Here is an 18,563-nt window from a genome sequence, read left to right as displayed (position 1 = left end):
CTTCAGTAGGCAGGCAGTCGGCGGGGACCGCTGTCGTCCCGGACGGGTGGTTCGGCCACGCGTACGGACGCGCTGAGCACCGTCACGCCCCGCGGCGCCACTACGGCCGGTTCGAGGTCGACGGCGACGATCTCCGGGTGGTCGTCGAGCAGCCGCGAGACGCGCAGCAGCAGTTCCTCCAGGGCGCCGGTGTCCACGGGCCGCGCCCCGCGCCAGCCGAACAGGATGGGTGCCGAGCGGATCGTACGGACCAGTTCGGCCACGTCCCGGTCCGTGGCGGGGACGAGCCGGTGCGCCATGTCGCCGAGGAGTTCGGAGGGTGGCCCGGCGAGGCCGAAGGAGAGCACGGCGCCGATGGACGGGTCGACGGCGGCCCGTACGACCGTGTCGACGCCGCGCGGCGCCATCGCCTGGACGACGGGCCGGAGTTCGTCGGCCGGGCCGAGCGCGTCGGTCACCTCCGCGAAGACGCGGCGCAGTTCGGACCGGCCGGGCACGTCGAGGCGTACGCCGCCGAGGTCGGCCCGGTGCCGCAGGTGCGGGGCGGTGGTCTTGAACGCCACCGGGTAGCCGAGCCGCCGGGCGGCGGCGACGGCCGCCTCGCGGGTCGGCGCGGGCAGGGTGGGCTGCACGGCGATGCCGTAGTGGCCGAGGAGCGCGGCGACGTCGGCGGGCGCCAGCGGGATGCTGCCGCGCGCCTCCGGGGAGGGCGCGGGGCCCGCCGCCGTACGCGTGCCCGTGTCGGCGCGCGGTCGCGTACGGGGGCGCGCGCCCCTTCCCGTACGCGCCGGGGTCGCGGTCCCGGAAGGGGTCCCCGGCTCCCCCGGCTCGGCCGCCTCCGCCGCGTGGGCCTCCCGTGTGGCCCGCGCCAGCAGCTCGGCCGCCGCGGACTCGGCCACGTCGAACTCCGGTACGCGGCCCGGCGACTCGGCCGACCGGCGCCACGCGCCGAGGCGTACGGCGTGGGCGAGGGCGCGGACGGCGCGTTCGGCCGCCGGGTAGGCGGGGATGCCGCGTTCGGCCAGGGCCTCCGCCAGGCCGTCGATGGCCAGGTGGACGACGGCGACCGGCTTCGCGGGGCCCGGCGGGAGGCCGGTGCCGTCCGCGTCCCGCGGGGCGGTCCCGTCGTCCGGGGCGGCCTCTTCGTCCGGAGCGACCGCGGATGCCGCCTCCCGTACGGCGTCCGCCAGCGCCGTCGCCGGGTTGTCGTCCACCCACGGGATCACCGTGACCACGACCGCGTCCGTGCCCGGGTCCGCGACGGCGGCGCGGACGGCGCGACGGAAGTCGTCGGGGGTCGCGGCGGTCGTCAGGTCGGTCGCGGGCAGCGGCCGGAGCCCGTCGGTGAGGGCCGCGTCGTAGGTGAGCAGGCCCAGCGACTCGGTGTTGCCGAGGATGGCGACGCGGGGCCCCGCGGGCAGCGGCTGCGACGCGAGCAGCAGACCGGTGTCGAGCTGCTCCGTGACGGTGTCGACGGTGATCACGCCCGCCTGCCGGAGCAGCGACGAGACTGTGGCGTCGGGCGTACGGGTCGCGGGCGCGGCGTGGCCGGGCGGCGGCGCGCTGCCGCTGTGCCGGGCGCCCTTGACGACGACCAGCGGCTTCCGTACGGCGACGCGGCGGGCGATGCGCGTGAACTTGCGCGGGTTGCCGATCGACTCCAGGTACATGAGGACCACGTCCGTGTCCGGGTCGTCGTCCCAGAACTGGAGCACGTCGTTCCCCGACACGTCCGCGCGGTTGCCCGCCGACACGAACGTGGACAGCCCGGCGCCCCGCCGGTGCAGCCCGTCGAGCAGTGCGATGCCGATCGCGCCGGACTGGGTGAACAGCCCGACGCGTCCCCGCGCGGGGGACGTGGTCGAGGGCGTGGCGTTGAGGCGTACGTCCGGGTCCGTGTTGATCACGCCGAGCGCGTTCGGGCCGACGACCCGCATCCCGTACGCGCGGGCCTGCCGTACGAGGTCGCGCTGCGCCTCGCGCGTGAAGTCGGCGGACAGCACGACGAGTCCCTGCACGCCCCGCTCCCCGCAGTCCGCGGCGACCTCGGGCACCCGCGCGGCGGGCACGGCGACGACCGCCAGGTCGACGGTCTCCGGCAGGTCCCCGATCCGGGGGTGGGCGGGGACGCCCGCCAGCTCGGCGGGGCCGGTGAGGGCGGCGTTCACCGCGTACGTACGGCCGGTGAAGCCGCCCTCGCGGAGGCTCTCCAGCACGGAGCGGCCCGCGCCGCCGGGCGTACGGCTGACGCCGACGACGGCGACGGAGGCGGGGGCCAGCAGGCGGCCCACGGAGCGGCCCTCGGCACGCTGCTCGCGGGCGTGCATGACGGCGAGGGACTGCTCGGTGGGCTCGATGTCGAGGGTCAGCCGGACGGAGCCGTCCTCGAAGCGGCGCCGGGCGGAGTAGCCGACGTCGGTGAAGACCTTGATCATGCGGCCGTTGGCGGGCAGCACCTCCGCCATGAAGCGGCGGATGCCGCGCTCGCGGGCCACGGCGGCGATGTGCTCCAGCAGCGCGGAGCCCACGCCGCGGCCCTGCTGGTCGTCGCGGACGAGGAAGGCGACCTCGGCCAGGTCGGCGGGCGAGGCGGCGGGGCGCCCGTCGGCGTCGACGCGGTCGTAGCGGACGGTGGCGATGAACTCGCCGCCCACGGTGGCCGCGAGGCCGACGCGGTCGTCGTAGTCGTGGTGGGTGAAGCGGCGGACGTCGCGGTCGGAGAGGCGGGGGTACGGGGCGAAGAAGCGGTAGTACTTCGACTCGTCCGACACCCGCTCGTAGAACGCGACGAGCCGGTCGGCGTCGTCCGGCGCGATGGGCCGGACGCGGGCGGTGCCGCCGTCGCGGAGGACGACGTCGGCCTCCCAGTGGGTGGGGTAGGCGCGCTCGGCGTCTGCTGGCATGGTGTCAGCGTAACGAGCGGTACGGCGCTGTCGGCGGTCGCGCGCCCCGTGCGACACTGGTCTAGACAACAGTGACGACCTGAAGGGTTGAACCATGGTTGAGCGCCGCGTCTCCGTCGGCTGGGCCGAGGGCCTGCACGCCCGTCCCGCCGCGATCTTCTGCCGGGCGGCCGCGGCCGCGGGTGTCCCGCTGACCGTGCGGAAGGGCGACGGCGCGCCCGTCAACGCCGCCTCGATGCTGGGCGTGCTCGGACTCGGCGCCGAGGGCGGCGAGGAGATCGTCCTCGCCTCCGAGGCCGAGGGTGCCGACGCCGCGCTCGACCGACTGGCGAAGCTCGTCGCCGAGGGCCTGGACGAGATGCCGGAGACGGTCTGAACCGACCCGCGCCGCGCGCGGACGGCACAGCCCCGGCCGGGGAGCGGCCGGGGCTGTGCTTGTGTCGCCGCCGTGTCGCCGCCGTGTTGTCGCGGGGCGCCGGGCGACGCGTCAGAGCTTGACGCCGTGCTGCCTCAGGTACGACACCGGGTCGATGTCCGACCCGTAGTCCGGGCCGCCGCGCGCCTCGAAGTGCAGGTGCGGGCCCTGGCTGTTGCCGGTGCTGCCCGACAGGCCGACCTGCTGCCCCGGCGCCACGTGCTGGCCGGTGGACACCGCGAGGGACGACAGGTGGCCGTACTGCGTGTACGTGCCGTCGGCGTGCCTCACCACCACGTTGTTGCCGTACGCGCCGCCCCAGCCCGCCTCGACGACCTCGCCCGCCGCGACGGACCGTACGGACGTGCCGGAGGACGCGTGGAAGTCGATGCCGGTGTGCGTGCCGGAGGACCACATGCCGCCACCCGCGCCGTACTGCGTCGACACGTACGAGCCCTCGACCGGCGACACGTAACCGGCGGCCGCGGCGCGCTTGGCCTCCGCCGCGCGGGCCGCGCGCTGCTCCTCGGCCGCGCGGACCTGCCGGGCCTTCTCGGCGGCCTCCTTCCGCGCCTCCGCCTGCCGCTTCTTCTTCGCCGCCGCCTCGGCCCGCGCGCGCTCGTCGGCCTGCTCCGCCGCGACCGCCTCCGCGGCGGCGCCCGCCTGGCTGCTGGCCTGGTCGGTGAGCGAGTCCGCGAGGGAGTCGCCGAGGACGACCGTACGGGCCGGACCGACGTCCGTACCGCCGCCGTCCGTACCTCCGATGTCCGGCTGCGACTCCGGCTGCGGGGAGCCGCTCGCGGCGGCGCCCGCGGGCGAGGCGAACGAGCCCATCACACCGACGGTGGCGAGACCGGCGACGCCCGCCAGGCTCGCGCTTCTGCGGTGGACACGGGTGGGGCGGCGGTGCCGACCCGGAGCGCGATGGAACGCCATGCTGCGGCGAACTCCTTTCCTTCCCTGTCGCCTACCGGGTTAGCTGACGGGTTCGGAGCAGGAAGGTCTCCTACGGGCCGCCTCCGTGAGAGGCCGTCCGATTCACCCCAGGGACTGCGTGGGTCCCCGGCTCTCCACGGCTCGCACCGTGGGGACTCGGCGATGGCCGCCCGTCGGCCGCGGGCGCGGTCACTTCTGACGGACAACCGGACCGACGCTAGGCGGGAGATCCACCAACCACCAAGCCGTTCCGCCTCTTTGTCGCACACGCCACATTCCGGCCCGCACATGTCGGATGAATCAGACATGACGGCGCCCCCGTCGGCCGCTCGGACCGCCGGGGGCGCCGCTCATCCGTGCGACGCGCGAAGGGCCGTACGCGGGGCGCCCGTTCGTGCGCACCCGCCGTACGCGCGCCCCGCGCCCGCCGGACCGTCAGCCGGTGACGACCGTGACCTCCCCGATGCCCAACTCCCGTACGGGACCGGCGATCTGCTCGGCGTCCCCGACGAGGACGGTCACCAGCCGGTCCACCGGGAAGGCGTTGACGACCGCGGCCGTCGCCTCCACGGTGCCCGTCGCGGCGAGCCGGGCGTACGTCTGCGCCTGGAAGTCGTCCGGCAGGTGCTGCTCCACCTGGTCGGCGAGGGTGTCCGCGACGGCTGCCGCCGTCTCGTACTTCAACGGGGCCACACCCACCAGGTTCTGCACCGCGGAGTCGCGCTCCTCGTCGGTGAGGCCCTCCGCGGTGAGCGTGCGGAGCACCTGCCAGAGGTCGCCCAACGCCGGGCCCGTGACGTCGGTCGCCACCGAACCGCTGATGGCGAGCATCGCCGCGCCCGAACCGTCCGGCGCGGAACGCAGCACCTGCGCGAAGGAGCGGACGCCGTAGGTGTAGCCCTTCTCCTCGCGCAGCACGCGGTCCAGCCGGGAGGTGAGGGTGCCGCCCAGGCAGTACGTGCCGACGACCTGCGCGGGCCACACGCTGTCGTGCCGGTCCGCGCCGATCCGGCCGATCAGCAGCTGCGTCTGCACCGAACCGGGCCGGTCGACGATCACCACCCGGCCGCGGTCGTCCGCCGTGACCGGCGGCACCTGCCGCGGCTCGGCCGCCGAACCGGTCCAGGCGCCGAGGGTGTCGGCCAGCTCCCGGTCCAGGTCGATGCCGGTCAGGTCGCCCACGACGACGACGGTCGCCGTGGCCGGCCGTACGTGCGCGGTGTAGAACGCGCGGACGGCCGCCGCGTCGATCCGCTCCACGGTCTCGGCGGTGCCGAGCCGGGGCCGGGACATCCGCGACTCCGGCGGGAACAGCTCCCGCGACAGCTCCTTGGCGGCGCGGCGGGCCGGGTTGGCCAGCTCGTGCGGGATCTCGTCGAGGCGGTTCTGCACGAGCCGCTCGATCTCGCTCTCCGCGAAGGCGGGGGCGCGCAGCGCGTCGGCCAGCAGCCCCAGCGCCAGCGACAGCCGGGAGGCGGGCACCTCCAGCGAGACCCGTACGCCGGGGTGGTCCGCGTGGGTGTCCAACGTGGCGCCGCAGCGCTCCAGTTCGGCCGCGAACGCCTCCGCGTCGTGCTTGTCGGTGCCCTCGGACAGCGCCCGCGACATGAGGGTGGCGACACCCTCCAGGCCCTCCGGCTCGGCGTCGAGCGGCGCCGCCAGATTGACGTCGACCGCGATGACCTGCTGGCCGGGGCGGTGGCAGCGCAGCACCGTCAGCCCGTTGGGCAGGGTGCCGCGCTCGGGGGCGGGGAACGCCCACGGGGTGGGCTCGCCGCCGGACGGGCGGGGGTGGAAGTCCATCGTCGTCTGCGCGGGAGTGGCGGTGTCGCTCACTGGCCGGCCTCCTCGGTCGCGTCCTGCTGCTCGTCGTTCCCGCCGTCGGCGTCGGTGCCGTCGGCGTCGGTCCCGGCGTCCGCGGCCGTCGGCTCGTAGACCAGGACCGCCCTGTTGTCCGGGCGCAGCCGGGCGCGGGCGATGTCCCGCACCTCCTCCGCCGTGATGTCCAACACCCGTCCCACCGCGGTCAGGGCGAGCTGCGGGTCGCCGAACAGCACGGCGTACCGGCAGAGTTCGTCGGCGCGGCCGCCGACCGTCGACAGCCGGTCCAGCCACTCGCGCTCCAGCTGGGCCTGGGCGCGCTCCATCTCCTCGGGGCTGGGGCCCTCCTCCGCGAAGCGGGCCAGCTCGTCGTCGACGGCCGCCTCGATGGCGGCGATCTCCACGTCGCCGGACGCCTTGACGTCCAGCCAGCCCAGCGACGGCGCGCCCGCCAGCCGCAGCAGCCCGAACCCGGCGGCGACGGCCGAACGGTCGCGCCGCACCAGCCTGTTGTGCAGGCGGGACGACTCGCCGCCGCCGAAGACGGTGAGCGCCACGTCGGCGGCCTCGCACGCGCGGGTGCCGTCGTGCGGCAGGCGGTAGGCCGCCATCAGGGAGCGCGCCGGGACGTCCTCCTCCAGCAGCACGCGCTGCTCGCCGCCCATGACGTCCGGCAGGGTGCCGTCGCGCGGCGCCTTCTTGCCCTCGTGGCCGGGGATGGAGCCGAAGTACTTCTCGATCCAGGCGAGGGTGCGCTCCGGGTCGATGTCGCCGACGACGGACAGCACCGCGTTGTTCGGCGCGTAGTACGTACGGAAGAACTCCTGCGCGTCCGCGAGGGACGCGGCGTCCAGGTCGGCCATGGAGCCGATGGGCGTGTGGTGGTACGGGTGGCCCTCCGGGTACGCCATGGCCGTCAGCCGCTCGAACGCGGTGCCGTACGGCACGTTGTCGTACCGCTGGCGGCGCTCGTTCTTCACGACGTCCCGCTGGTTCTCCATGGACTCCTCGTCCAGGGCCGTCAGCAGCGAGCCCATGCGGTCCGCCTCCAGCCAGAGCGCCAGCTCCAGCTCGTGGGCGGGCATCGTCTCGAAGTAGTTGGTGCGCTCGAAGCTCGTGGTGCCGTTCAGCGAGCCGCCCGCGCCCTGCACCAGCTCGAAGTGGCCGTTCCCCGGCACCTGGTGGGAGCCCTGGAACATCAGGTGCTCGAAGAGGTGGGCCAGACCCGTGCGCCCCTTCACCTCGTGCCGCGAGCCGACGTCGTACCAGAGGCACACCGCGGCGACCGGTGTCAGGTGGTCCTCGGAGAGCACCACGCGCAGGCCGTTGGCCAGCCGGTGCTCGGTCGCTGTCAGCCCGCCGGTGGCCGGCGGTGGCGTGGCCGTGTGGCCCATGGGGATGGAGTCCCTTCGTCGCGGGAGTGCCGGGGCGGTGCCGGGCTGCGCGCCCGGACCCCGGGCCGGGACGTGTCCGTCCCGGCCCGGGTGACTGCCGTGCCGCCGCCCCGACTTCTTGCCGTCACTGTATGCAATCGCTCGGACAGGGCGCGAAGTTCCCGTACGGTACGAGCCGAGACCGGGCCGCGGGCCCGGCTGTCAGAGGCGCGGTCCACAATGGGCGGCGTCAGTCCACTCCGTACGTACGAGCACGTCCGCGGTCCGCCCCACGAGCCGGTCCGCGACCGCCTCCCCGCGCACGTCCGTACGCACGAGCACGCACGAAGGAGCACCTGCCGCGATGGCCCGCCGCAGTACGAAGACCCCGCCTCCGGACGACTTCGAGGAGCGCATCCTCGACATCGACGTCGTCGACGAGATGCAGGGCTCCTACCTGGAGTACGCCTACTCGGTCATCTACTCGCGGGCGCTCCCCGACGCGCGGGACGGCCTGAAGCCCGTGCACCGCCGCATCCTGTACCAGATGCACGCGATGGGCCTGCGTCCCGAGCGGCCGTACGTGAAGTGCGCGCGCGTCGTCGGCGAGGTCATGGGCAAGCTCCACCCGCACGGCGACAGCCCCATCTACGACGCGCTGGTCCGCATGGCGCAGGGCTTCTCCATGCGGGTCCCGCTGGTCGACGGGCACGGCAACTTCGGCTCCCTCGGCAACGACGACCCGCCCGCCGCGATGCGCTACACGGAGTGCCGGTCGGCGCCCGCGGCCGGGCTGATGGTCGAGTCGATCGACGAGGACACCGTCGACTTCACGGCGAACTACGACGGCAGCGAGCAGGAGCCGTCGACCCTCCCCGCCGCGTATCCGAACCTGCTGGTGAACGGCTCCGCCGGGATCGCCGTCGGCATGGCGACCAACATGCCGCCGCACAACCTGACGGAGGTCATCGCCGCCGCGCGGCACCTCATCAAGCACCCGGGCGCGGACCTGGAGACGCTGATGCGGCTCGTGCCGGGCCCGGACCTGCCGACCGGCGGCAGGATCATCGGCCGCGACGGGATCAAGGACGCGTACGCGACGGGCCGCGGCACGTTCAAGATCCGCGCGACGGCCACCGTCGAGCAGGTCACCGCGCGCCGCAAGGGTCTGGTCGTCACCGAACTGCCCTTCGCCGTCGGCCCGGAGAAGGTCATCTCCAAGATCAAGGACCTGGTCAACGCGAAGAAGCTCCAGGGCATCGCGGACGTCAAGGACCTCACGGACCGCGCGCACGGCCTGCGGCTCGTCATCGAGATCAAGAACGGCTTCAACCCGGAGGCCGTGCTGGAGCAGCTCTACAAGCTGACGCCGATGGAGGAGTCCTTCGGCATCAACAACGTCGCGCTCGTCGACGGCCAGCCCCTCACCCTCGGCCTCAAGGAACTGCTGGAGGTCTACGTCGACCACCGCTTCGAAGTGGTGCGGCGGCGCAGCGAGTTCCGGCGGACCAAGCGGCGCGACCGGCTGCACCTCGTCGAGGGCCTGCTCGTGGCGCTGCTCGACATCGACGAGGTCATCCGCCTGATCCGCTCCAGCGAGAACGCGGCGCAGGCGAAGGACGCGCTGATCGGCCGCTTCGGCCTGTCCGACGTGCAGACGCAGTACATCCTGGACACCCCGCTGCGGCGCCTCACCAAGTTCGACCGGCTGGAGCTGGAGGGCGAACGCGACCGGCTGCGCGCCGAGATCGAGGAGCTGACCCGCATCCTCGACTCGGACACGGAGCTGCGGAAGCTGGTCTCGTCGGAGCTGGCGGCGGTCGCGAAGAAGTACGGCACGGAGCGCCGTACGCAGCTGCTGGAGTCGGCGGACGTGCCGCTGACGGCCGTTCCGCTGGAGGTCGCGGACGACCCGTGCCGTGTGCTGCTGTCCTCCACGGGGCTGCTCGCCCGTACGGCGAACGGCGACGCGTCGTTCGACGACTCGGCGAAGCGGGTGAAGCACGACGTGGTCGTGTCCGCGGTGCCCGCCACCACGCGCGGCGAGGTGGGGGCGGTGACGTCGGCGGGGCGGCTGCTGCGGCTGGCCGTGGTCGACCTGCCGCAGCTGCCGGAGAGTCCGCCGTCCCCGAGCGTGGCGGGCGGCGCGCCGATCGCGGAGCTGCTGACGTTGGAGGGCGACGAACGGCTGGTCTGCCTGACGACGCTCGACGAGTCCTCCCCCGGTCTCGCGCTGGGCACCGAGCAGGGCGTGGTGAAGCGGGTCGTGCCCGAGTATCCGGCGCACAAGGAGGAGTTGGAGGTCATCAGCCTCAAGGAGGGTGACCGGATCGTCGGCGCGGTGGAGCTGCGTACGGGCGAGGAGGACCTGGTCTTCATCACCAACGAGGCGCAGCTGCTGCGCTATCCGGCCGGGCAGGTCCGCCCGCAGGGCCGCGCGGCGGGCGGTGTCGCGGGGATCAAGCTCGGCGGCCCGGAGGCCAGGGTCCTCTCGTTCACGGCGGTCGATCCGGCGGCGGACGCGCTGGTGTTCACCGTCGCGGGCTCGCACGGGACGCTGGACGACTCGGCGGCCACGGCGAAGGTGACGCCGTTCGACCAGTTCCCGCGCAAGGGGCGGGCCACGGGCGGTGTCCGCTGCCAGCGCTTCCTGAAGGGCGAGGACTGTCTGACGTTCGCGTGGGCGGGCGCGGCGCCCGCGCGCGCGGCCACGGCCGCGGGCGCGCCGAGCGAGCTGCCCGCGCCGGACCCGCGCCGGGACGGTTCGGGGCTGCCGCTGGAGCGGCCGGTGGGGGTCGTGGCCGGGCCGTTCTGACGGGGCGTCGCCCGGGCGCTGTTCGCTAGCGGTCGTCCGCCGGGTCGTACGGGTCCCCGGGCCCGTACGACCCGTCCGCGTCGGCGGGTTCGGCCGGTTCGCCGGGTTCGGCCGTCTCCGCCCGCGTCTCCGGCTCCCGCGGCTCCTCGTACTCCTCGGGCTCGGGCACGTGGCGCAGCACGCCCCACATGCCGTACGGGTCCTCGTCCGGCGCGCCGGGCACCACCACCGGCCCGCGCGCCTCGGCCAGCGCGCCCCGCAGCGCGTCCGTGTCGACGCCCGCGCCGATCAGCACCAGCTGGGTGCGCGACGCGTCCGTACGGTCCCGGGGCAGCGGCCGGAAGCGCAGGAAGCCGCCGACGGCGTGCACCTCGTACATGTGGTCCGGGTCGCCCGGACCGAAGTCGACGAAGCCCTTCACGCGGTAGAGGCCGTCCGGGCGGGCGTCCAGGAAGGCCGTCAGACGGCGCGGGTCCATCGGTTCGTCGGAGGTGAAGTCGACGCTCTCGTACGCCTGGTGGAGGTGCGGGCCGTCGCCGCCCGCGCGGGCCCGTGCCGCCTCGCGCTCCGCTTCCCGCGCCTCGTACTCCTCGCGGGCCAGCTGGTCGAACGACAGCTGCTCCACGTCGGGCCGTTCGCGCGGCGGCCGGTCGTACAGCAGCGCGGGGTCGATCCGCCCGTACTCGGCGGTGACCACGGGCACGCCCGCCGCCAGCCCGGACAGCGTCTCCAGCAGCCCGGTGGCGTCGGCGGCGGCGACCCGGTCCGCCTTGTTGAGGACCACCAGGTCCGCGAGGGCGACGTGCCGGTCCAGCTCCGGGTGCGCGACGCGGGTACGGGGGAACTCCGCGGCGTCGACGACCTCCACGAGCCCGCCGTACACGATGCCCGGTTCCGCGCTGCCGAGGATCATGCGGATCAGCGTCTCCGGCTCGGCCAGGCCGCTGGCCTCGACGACGATCACGTCCATCCGCGCCTCGGGCCGGGCCAGCGTCGCCAGCACCCCGTCCAGGTCGCTGGTGTCGACGGCGCAGCACAGGCAGCCGTCACCGAGGGAGACCATCGCGTCGGCCTGTCCGGCCACGGTCATGGCGTCGATCTCGATGCTGCCGAAGTCGTTGACGACGGCGCCGATCCGGGTGCCGCCGCTGCTGCGCAGCAGGTGGTTGAGGAGGGTGGTCTTGCCGGAGCCGAGGAAGCCGGCGAGGACGACGACCGGGATCGCTCGTGTGGTCACGGGTGCGGTTTCTCCTGGTGCTGCGGGGGCGTGCCGGGACGCCGGTACGTACGCGGGTGCCCGTGGCGTACGGCGCGGGACGGCCGACGGGGGCGGTTGCCGATCGTAATCGACACCGCCCCCGCGCCCCCGCCCGGCGGCCCGTCAGCCGCGGGCCGCGCCCGTCCCGCCGGGCTCCGGCCAGGTCGCGCAGTCGGGCCACTCGGTGTCCCAGCCGGAGTTCCCGCCGCCGTCCCGGACGGTGAAGGTGCCGCTGCCCTCGGGGAACGGGCAGTTGTAGACGCCCGCCGCGCCGCCACCCGTCACGACGACGTCGCTGAACTCCACCTCGCCCCGCGTCTCGGCCTGCACGGCCACGGTGCCGGTGTTCTCGACGGTGGCGCCGCTGACCGTCACGTTCTGCACCGCCAGCCCCTTGCCGCCGCCGGACACGAACTCGAAGACGCTCCACGGGCTGTCCCGCACCGTGGTGTCGGTGATCCGGACGTCCGCCTCGATGGCCGAGTCGTACGCGTCGACGCGCAGCGCGCCCATCGGGTGCTTCCAGTTGGGGTTGAGCGCGCCGGTGCGCACCAGTTCGTTGCCGGAGACGGTGATGGTGCCGGACAGCGGGAAGAACGGGTCCAGGAACTTCTGGTTGGAGACGGCGATGCCGCTGCCGAGGGCGTTGGTGTCCTTGACCAGGTTGCCGCTGACGGTGATGTCGGTGCCGCCGTAGATCGCGATGCCGTTGGCGAGGTTGGGCTGCACGACGGTGTTGCCGGTGAACGCGCACCGCTCGTTGGCGGCGTTCAGCGACCACATGGCGAGCGCGTCGTCACCGGTGTTGCGCAGGAAGTTGTCGCTGACGGTGACGTCCTTGGCGGTGCCGTTGAGGTTGAGGCCGTCCGCCGCCATGCCGAGGATGCGGTTGCCGGTGACCTCCAGCCCGTCGTTGGTGCCGGTGAGCCAGAGCCCGACCTTGAAGTTCTGCACCCACATGCCGGACACGGACGAGTTCGCGCCCAGCGAGCCGTTGACGAAGTTGTCCGCGTTGCCGTCGACGCGTTCGGTGACGTCGCCGAAGACGGCGAAGTCCTTGAGGTGGACGTTCCCGGCGGACTGCGTCTGGTTGACGAACCGGGAACCGCGTACGACGGAGTGCCAGTTGCCCGCGCCCTGGATCGTGACGTCCGACACGCCGTTCAGCTCGGAGCCGAGCGTGAAGTCGCCCTCGGGTATCCACACGGTGCCGCCCCGGGCCGCGGCGATCGCGTCCCGGAACGCCTGCGCGGAGTCGCCCGCCCCGGTGGGGTCGGCGCCGTGGTCGACCACGGAGACCGCGCCGGACGGCATCTCGGCGGGCGCCGCGACCTGTTCGAAGTCCGCGACGTCGACGGTCGTCTCGGCGCTCGCCGTGAGCGTGACGGTGTCCCCGGCCGCCGCGTCCCGGCCGAGGAGCAGCCGCGTGTCCGCGAAGAGGTGGTGCGTGGTGGAGCCCGCGATCCAGGGGGTGTCCAGGTAGCTGTGGCGGGAGGTGGTCGTCAACTCCCCCTCCACGGCCTCGCCGTTCACCCGTACCGCGAGTGAGCCCTCCTGCCCGTCGGGCACGTTGTACGCGACGTCGACCGCGTTCGCGGCGGCCTTCAGCTCGAAGTCGACGCTCTGCCCGGCGGCCAGCTTCACGGCCTTCCGCCCGGACGCCTCCGACGCGAGGGTGCCCTGGGTGTGGTCGGGCCCGACGACGGTGCCGTCGGTGGTGGCGTCCTCGGCCTCCTGCGAGGTGAAGGGCAGCGCGGCTCCGGCGGTGGCGGCGGGCGCCTTCGCCGGTGCGCCCGCCTCGGCGGCGTCGGGCAGCGCGCCGAGCGCGCCGACGACGGCCGCGCCCGCCACCGCGACGGCGAGCGCCGTACGCAGGGGGCGGCGCCCGGCACGTGCCGTACGCCTCCCCGCCGAACCTGGCGCGCGCTCCGGCGTGCCCTCGTTCGTGCCGTCCATGGCATCCCTCTCCGTCGTCGGTACGCGGTGTACGCGGTGGTGGTGCACGTGTCGTGGGCCGATCCGGCCGGTCATCCGGCGCGCAGCCAGACGGCCGTGTCGGCGGGCAGCCCGCCGTCCTCGTCCAACGGGCCGCTGGCGAGGAGGAGTTCACCGGAGCCGGGCAGCCGGACGGCGTCGGCCGTGAGGTTGACCAGGCAGGTCAGCCCGTCGCCCCGGGCGAAGGCCAGCACCCCGTCGGGGGCGTCCAGCCAGCGGAACGCGCCGCCCGCGAAGCCCGGTTCGGTACGCCGTACGCGCAGCGCCTCGCGGTACAGCGACAGCGTCGACGCCGGGTCGCCCGCCTGGCGCGCCACGGCGTACGGGGCCCAGTCGGCGGGCTGCGGCAGCCACGGCGCGGCGCCCTCCCCGAAGCCGTAGTGGCGCTCGTCGCCGTCCCACGGCAGCGGCACCCGGCAGCCGTCCCGGCCGGGGTCGACGCCGCCGGAGCGGAAGTGCATGGGGTCCTCGATGCGGTCCGGTGGCACCGCCGCCTCCGGGAGGCCCAACTCCTCGCCCTGGTAGAGGTACACGGAGCCGGGCAGCGCCAGCGACAGCAGGGCCGCCGCGCGGGCCCGCCGGGTGCCGAGCGCCAGGTCGGTGGGGGTGTCGAAGCGCTTGGCGGCGAAGTCGAAGCCGGTGTCCGCGCGGCCGTAGCGGGTGACGGTGCGCGTCACGTCGTGGTTGCACAGCACCCAGGTGGCGGGGGCGCCGACGGGCGCGTGCGCGGCGAGCGTCATGTCGACGGACGCGCGGAGCCGGGCCGCGTCCCAGGGGCAGGCGAGGAAGTCGAAGTTGAACGCGGTGTGCAGCTCGTCGGGCCGCAGGTAGCGCACGAAGCGCTCGGTGTCCGGCAGCCACAGCTCGCCGACGAGCACGCCGCCGAACTCGTCGGCCACGGCCCGCCAGCCGCGGTACACCTCGTGCAGCTCGTCCCGGTCGACGTACGGGTGCGGGGCCCCGTCGACCAGGTCCGGCAGCGCGGGGTCCTTGCACAGCAGCGCGGCGGAGTCGACGCGTACGCCCGCCGCGCCCCGCGCGAACCAGAAGCGGAGCACGTCCTCGTGCTCCTCGCGCACCTCCGCACGCGCCCAGTTGAGGTCGGGCTGACCGGCGGCGAAGAGGTGCAGGTACCAGTCGCCGGGCGTCCCGTCCGGGTCGGTCGTACGGGTCCAGGCGGGGCCGCCGAACTCGGACGTCCAGCCGTTCGGCGGTTCGGCGCCGTCCGGACCCCGGCCGGGCCGGAAGTGGAAGAGGTCCCGCTCCGCCGCGTCCGGGTCGGCCAACGCGGCCCGGAACCACGGGTGCTGGTCCGAGACGTGGTTGGGCACGATGTCGACCAGGGTGCGCAGCCCCAGGTCGCGGGCCTCGGAGATCAGCTTCTCCGCCTCGTCGAGGCTGCCGAACGCCGGGTCGACGGCGCGGTAGTCGGCCACGTCGTAGCCGCCGTCGGCCATCGGGGAGAGGTACCAGGGGTTGAACCACAGGGCGTCCACGCCGAGTTCGGCGAGGTACGGCAGTCGCGCGCGGACGCCCGCCAGGTCGCCCGTACCGTCGCCGTCGGCGTCGGCGAAGCTGCGCACGTAGACCTGGTAGATGGCGGCGTCGCGCCACCAGTCGTCACCGGAGAGGGGCACAGGGGTTCCTTTCAGGGACCGTCGGGGAGCGTGCGGAGGTCAGCCCTTCAGGCTGCCGGCGGTGAGGCCGGACAGGATCTGCCGCTGGAAGACGAGGAACAGCGCGATCAACGGGGCGCTGGCCAGGACGAGTCCGGCGACGAGGATGTTCAACGGCACGTCGGGGGCGACGCGTTGGAGGAAGACGCTGATCGGCTGGTGCGCCGGGTCCGGGAGGACCACGAGCGGCCAGACGAAGTCCTTCCAGGCCGTGACGATGGACAGGATGGAGACGACGGCGATGATCGGCCGGGACAGCGGCAGCACGACGCGGACCATGGTGGTGACGGGCCCGGCGCCGTCGATGCGGGCGGCGTCGAGGAGTTCGTCGGGGACGCGGTCGAAGAAGTTCTTCAGGATGTAGACGTTGAACGCGTTGGCCCCGGCGGGCAGCCAGACCGCCCAGGGGGTGTCGATCAGGTTGAGGTCGAGCAGCGGCACGTCCACGACCGTCAGGTAGACGGGCACGAGCAGCGCCGTCACCGGCATCATCAGCGTGACGAGCATCAGCCCCAGCACCACGTTCCCGTAGCGCGGGCGCAGCTTGGACAGCGCGTACGCGGCGGGGATCTGCACCGCGAGCTGGAACAGCCAGGCGCCGCCGACGAGGAGCAGGGTGTTCAGGAAGTAGCGCGTCAGGTCGAGTTCCTGCCACGCCTCGGCGAAGTTCCCGGGGTGCCACTCGTGCGGCACGTACGTGGGCGGGCTCTGCGCCGCCTCCCGCGCGCTCTTCATCGCGCCGGTCCCCATCCAGTACAGCGGGATGACGAAGGCGGCGGTGAAGAGGAGGAGGACGAGCGCGAGGACGGACCAGTAGACGGTCCTGCCGCGCCGCGTGCGGAGCACGGCCGGTCGGATCAGGGTGCGCATCGCGTCCGTTCCTCACGTCTCGCGGGTACGGGTGAGCCGCAGGTACGCGGCGGAGAACAGGCCCAGGACGATCAGCAGCAGGAGGCTGAGCGCGCTGGCGGTGCCGAAGTCGTCGTAGACGAAGGCGTGGCGGTAGATCAGGAGCATCACGGTGACGGTGGAGTCGTCGGGTCCGCCGCCGGTCATCACGAACGGCTCGGTGAACACCTGCATCGTGGCGACGATCTGGAGCAGCATGAGGATCAGCAGCACGAGGCGGGTCTGCGGGATCGTCACGTGCCGTACGCGCTGCCACAGGTTCGCGCCGTCCAGCTCGGCCGCCTCGTACAGCTCGCCGGGGATGGTCTGGAGCGCCGCCAGGTAGATCAGCGTGGTGGTGCCCATGTTGGCCCAGGTGGCGACGACGACGAGGGAGACGAGCGAGGTGTCGGCGGAGTCGATCCAGGCGGAGGTCGGCAGGTGCAGCGTGCGCAGCAGCTCGTTGGCCAGGCCGGGACCGGGGTCGTAGAACCAGTTCCACATCAGCGCGACGACCACGGGCGGGAGCATCACCGGCAGGTAGACGAGGACGCGGAAGTACGCGCGGGCGTGGCGGAACTCGTTGACGACGATCGCGGTGACGAACGGGACGGCGTAGCCGAGCAGCAGGGCGTAGAGGGTGAACAGCGCGGAGTTCCGCCAGGCGGTGACGGTCAGCGGGTCGTCCGCCAGCCGCCGGAAGTTCTCCAGACCGACCCAGCTGTTCCCGGTCGCGAAGTTGACCTCCTGGAAGGCCAGCGCCACGTTCCGCGCGATCGGATACCAGGAGAACAGCGCGAAGACGATCAGCGCGGCGCAGAGGAAGCCGTACCCGGTGACGTGCTCGGCGAGCCGTGCGCGGCGCCGCGCCCGCGCCCGTTCCCGTTCCGCCGGGTCGTGCGGTCCGTGCGGCCCGGTGGAGGCGGCCGGGGGGTGCGGCGACTTCACGGGGGTGCCCGTCGCGGCGCTCATCGGACGCGCGCGTAGATCCGGTCGACCTCGTCCTCGGCCCTGTCCAGCAGGCCGGGGATGTCGGCGTCCTCCTCGGTGAGGACCGCCTGCATGGTCTTGTCGAGGACGGCGTAGACCTGCTGGGCCTCGGGGGGCTCGATGACGCCGGGTACGTTCGCGTCGGTGAACGCACGGTAGTTGTCCACGGGGACGTTGGCGTGCTCCTTCTTGATCTTCTCCACGGCCCGCCGGGTCGCGCCGTTCCAGTTGTCGGCGGTGGGGGCGACGGGGAGGCCCACGGGGAGCTTCCGCTCGTGGTGCCACGCGGCGGTGCGCTCGATGGTGGACGGGGTGAGGAAGCGCCAGTGGATCCACTTCACCCCGGCCTCGATCTGCTCCCGGGACGCCTTGGCGTTGAACATGTAGCCCTCGCCGCCGATCAGCGTGCCCCGGCCGCCGGGCACGGGCGCGAGACCGTAGTCCTCGTAACGGCCGTCGAACTCCTTGACGACGATGGGGATGTTGTCACCCGCGGCGAGGTACATGCCGAGCTTCCCGGCGCCCATCAGGCGCTGCGCGTCGGCGTCCGCCAGCAGCTGCTTGCTGCCCATGGAGTCGTCCTTCCAGCGCATGTCGTGCAGCGTCCGGAGGACGTCCCGGCCGTGCGCGTCGTCGAACGACGCCTTCCAGCCGTCGCCGTCGCGCCGCGCGACGGTGCCGCCGCGGGAGTACGTCTCGGCGGTGAAGTGCCAGCCGCCCTGGTTGTTCTTCGACAGGTCGGCGTAGCCCACGTACCCCTTGCCCAGGCCCGCGATCCGCTTCGCGGCGGCCCGTACCTCGTCCCAGCTGGCGGGCGGCTCGTCGGGGTCGAGACCGGCGCGCTCGAACAGCTTCCGGTTGTAGACGAGGCCCATCGAGTAGTTGGCGGTGGGGAGGCCGAACTGGCGGCCCTCTTCGTCCTGGTAGATCTTCAGCAGCTCCGGCTTGAGGTCACCGTAGTGCGGCAGCCCCTTCACCGCGTCGGTGATGTCCGCGACCTGCCGCTTGTCGATCAGCCCGGCCGGGTCGGTGAAGTACGTGTAGAAGACGTCCTCCAGCTTGCCCCCGGCCAGCTTGGTCCGGAACGTCTCGGGCTCCATGAAGCCCTCGTGCGGCACCAGGTCGATGTCCGGGTTGGCCTTCTCGAACGCCTTCACATCCGCCTCGAAGAGGGCCCGCTCGTGCTGCTGGCTGCTGGGCGGCTGCCCGTTGACGTCCAGCCGGACCCGGCCGTCGGACGACTCGTCTCCGTCCGCGCCGCACCCGGCGGTGGCGGAGAGGACGAGGGCGGCGGCGAGCGCGGCGGTGAGCGCTGACTGGATACGGCGGGACCCGGAGCGTCTCATGGGTGGTTCCCCTCGTGGGCATGCCTGGTGAGCAGCCACGGCACCCTGCTGTGGCGTGGCGCACACTCAACCACCGTCGACACGTAGGCGCAATATCTCGAACGCAAGCTGCAAAATTTCGACAGCTACGTCGCAGGTGATGCACCT

General features: G+C 73.5%; 12 protein-coding genes and 1 riboswitch. Of the genes, 2 read left to right on the top strand and 10 right to left on the bottom strand.

Annotation, left to right across the window (positions count from 1 at the left end; genetic code table 11):
- Nucleotides 1-2: 2 nt before the first annotated feature.
- Entirely contained in the window at nucleotides 3-2,903 is a 2,901-nt protein-coding gene (locus D7M15_RS23145; protein WP_121519259.1) for a bifunctional GNAT family N-acetyltransferase/acetate--CoA ligase family protein, read from the bottom strand.
- Between the two features lie 94 nt (nucleotides 2,904-2,997).
- On the opposite strand from D7M15_RS23145, the gene D7M15_RS23140 reads away from it, so the two are divergent.
- A complete protein-coding gene (locus tag D7M15_RS23140; RefSeq protein WP_121519258.1) occupies nucleotides 2,998-3,279 on the top strand; it encodes an HPr family phosphocarrier protein in 282 nt (93 codons plus the stop codon).
- A gap of 111 nt (nucleotides 3,280-3,390) precedes the next feature.
- On the opposite strand, the gene D7M15_RS23135 is transcribed toward D7M15_RS23140, so the two are convergent.
- The 3 genes from D7M15_RS23135 to D7M15_RS23125 form a co-directional block, all read right to left on the bottom strand.
- A complete protein-coding gene (locus D7M15_RS23135; protein WP_121519257.1) occupies nucleotides 3,391-4,254 on the bottom strand; it encodes a M23 family metallopeptidase in 864 nt (287 codons plus the stop codon).
- Between the two features lie 13 nt (nucleotides 4,255-4,267).
- Nucleotides 4,268-4,426: riboswitch (cyclic di-AMP (ydaO/yuaA leader) on the bottom strand.
- 263 nt (nucleotides 4,427-4,689) lie between these two features.
- Nucleotides 4,690-6,057, bottom strand: coding sequence for a pitrilysin family protein (locus D7M15_RS23130; RefSeq protein ID WP_121521264.1), 1,368 nt, complete (start codon nucleotides 6,055-6,057; stop codon nucleotides 4,690-4,692).
- A gap of 29 nt (nucleotides 6,058-6,086) precedes the next feature.
- The gene (locus tag D7M15_RS23125; protein WP_121519256.1) at nucleotides 6,087-7,469 is read right to left on the bottom strand and encodes a pitrilysin family protein; all 1,383 of its coding nucleotides are present in this window, start codon (nucleotides 7,467-7,469) and stop codon (nucleotides 6,087-6,089) included.
- 343 nt (nucleotides 7,470-7,812) lie between these two features.
- Between D7M15_RS23125 and D7M15_RS23120 the strand changes: the two genes are divergently transcribed.
- Nucleotides 7,813-10,263: a DNA topoisomerase IV subunit A gene (locus D7M15_RS23120; RefSeq protein WP_121519255.1), complete on the top strand. Its 2,451-nt coding sequence runs from the start codon at nucleotides 7,813-7,815 to the stop codon at nucleotides 10,261-10,263.
- Between the two features lie 25 nt (nucleotides 10,264-10,288).
- On the opposite strand, the gene D7M15_RS23115 is transcribed toward D7M15_RS23120, so the two are convergent.
- The 6 genes from D7M15_RS23115 to D7M15_RS23090 all read right to left on the bottom strand — a co-directional run bounded on the left by D7M15_RS23115 (nucleotide 10,289) and on the right by D7M15_RS23090 (nucleotide 18,416).
- The gene (locus tag D7M15_RS23115) at nucleotides 10,289-11,500 is read right to left on the bottom strand and encodes a GTP-binding protein (RefSeq protein ID WP_121519254.1); all 1,212 of its coding nucleotides are present in this window, start codon (nucleotides 11,498-11,500) and stop codon (nucleotides 10,289-10,291) included.
- 144 nt (nucleotides 11,501-11,644) lie between these two features.
- Complete coding sequence (locus tag D7M15_RS23110; protein WP_121519253.1) at nucleotides 11,645-13,477, bottom strand: glycosyl hydrolase family 28-related protein; 1,833 nt, start codon at nucleotides 13,475-13,477, stop codon at nucleotides 11,645-11,647.
- 71 nt (nucleotides 13,478-13,548) lie between these two features.
- Nucleotides 13,549-15,153, bottom strand: a complete 1,605-nt coding sequence (locus tag D7M15_RS23105; protein WP_121519252.1) for a glycoside hydrolase family 13 protein — start codon at nucleotides 15,151-15,153, stop codon at nucleotides 13,549-13,551.
- 39 nt (nucleotides 15,154-15,192) lie between these two features.
- Nucleotides 15,193-16,062 (bottom strand): carbohydrate ABC transporter permease, encoded by an 870-nt coding sequence (locus D7M15_RS23100; RefSeq protein WP_121519251.1) that lies wholly within the window; start codon nucleotides 16,060-16,062, stop codon nucleotides 15,193-15,195.
- Between the two features lie 12 nt (nucleotides 16,063-16,074).
- Nucleotides 16,075-17,052, bottom strand: coding sequence for a sugar ABC transporter permease (locus D7M15_RS23095; protein WP_121519250.1), 978 nt, complete (start codon nucleotides 17,050-17,052; stop codon nucleotides 16,075-16,077).
- Nucleotides 17,049-18,416, bottom strand: coding sequence for an extracellular solute-binding protein (locus D7M15_RS23090; protein ID WP_121519249.1), 1,368 nt, complete (start codon nucleotides 18,414-18,416; stop codon nucleotides 17,049-17,051). The genes D7M15_RS23095 and D7M15_RS23090 overlap by 4 nt, the downstream gene beginning before the upstream one ends.
- Between the last annotated feature and the right edge of the window lie 147 nt (nucleotides 18,417-18,563).

The sequence above is a fragment of the Streptomyces sp. Z26 genome (genome assembly GCF_003665095.1).
In the GTDB taxonomy this organism is placed as follows: Bacteria; Actinomycetota; Actinomycetes; order Streptomycetales; family Streptomycetaceae; genus Streptomyces; species Streptomyces phytohabitans.
Note: the sequence above shows the minus strand (reverse complement) of the source record. Positions and strands in the feature narration are given on the sequence as shown.

Coding starts and splice junctions, on each gene's coding strand:
- D7M15_RS23145 (WP_121519259.1), bottom strand. CDS start 2,903: ATGCCAGCAGACGCCGAGCGCGCCTACCCCACCCACTGGGAGGCCGAC.
- D7M15_RS23140 (WP_121519258.1), top strand. CDS start 2,998: ATGGTTGAGCGCCGCGTCTCCGTCGGCTGGGCCGAGGGCCTGCACGCC.
- D7M15_RS23135 (WP_121519257.1), bottom strand. CDS start 4,254: ATGGCGTTCCATCGCGCTCCGGGTCGGCACCGCCGCCCCACCCGTGTC.
- D7M15_RS23130 (WP_121521264.1), bottom strand. CDS start 6,057: ATGGACTTCCACCCCCGCCCGTCCGGCGGCGAGCCCACCCCGTGGGCG.
- D7M15_RS23125 (WP_121519256.1), bottom strand. CDS start 7,469: ATGGGCCACACGGCCACGCCACCGCCGGCCACCGGCGGGCTGACAGCG.
- D7M15_RS23120 (WP_121519255.1), top strand. CDS start 7,813: ATGGCCCGCCGCAGTACGAAGACCCCGCCTCCGGACGACTTCGAGGAG.
- D7M15_RS23110 (WP_121519253.1), bottom strand. CDS start 13,477: ATGGACGGCACGAACGAGGGCACGCCGGAGCGCGCGCCAGGTTCGGCG.
- D7M15_RS23100 (WP_121519251.1), bottom strand. CDS start 16,062: ATGCGCACCCTGATCCGACCGGCCGTGCTCCGCACGCGGCGCGGCAGG.
- D7M15_RS23095 (WP_121519250.1), bottom strand. CDS start 17,052: ATGAGCGCCGCGACGGGCACCCCCGTGAAGTCGCCGCACCCCCCGGCC.
- D7M15_RS23090 (WP_121519249.1), bottom strand. CDS start 18,416: ATGAGACGCTCCGGGTCCCGCCGTATCCAGTCAGCGCTCACCGCCGCG.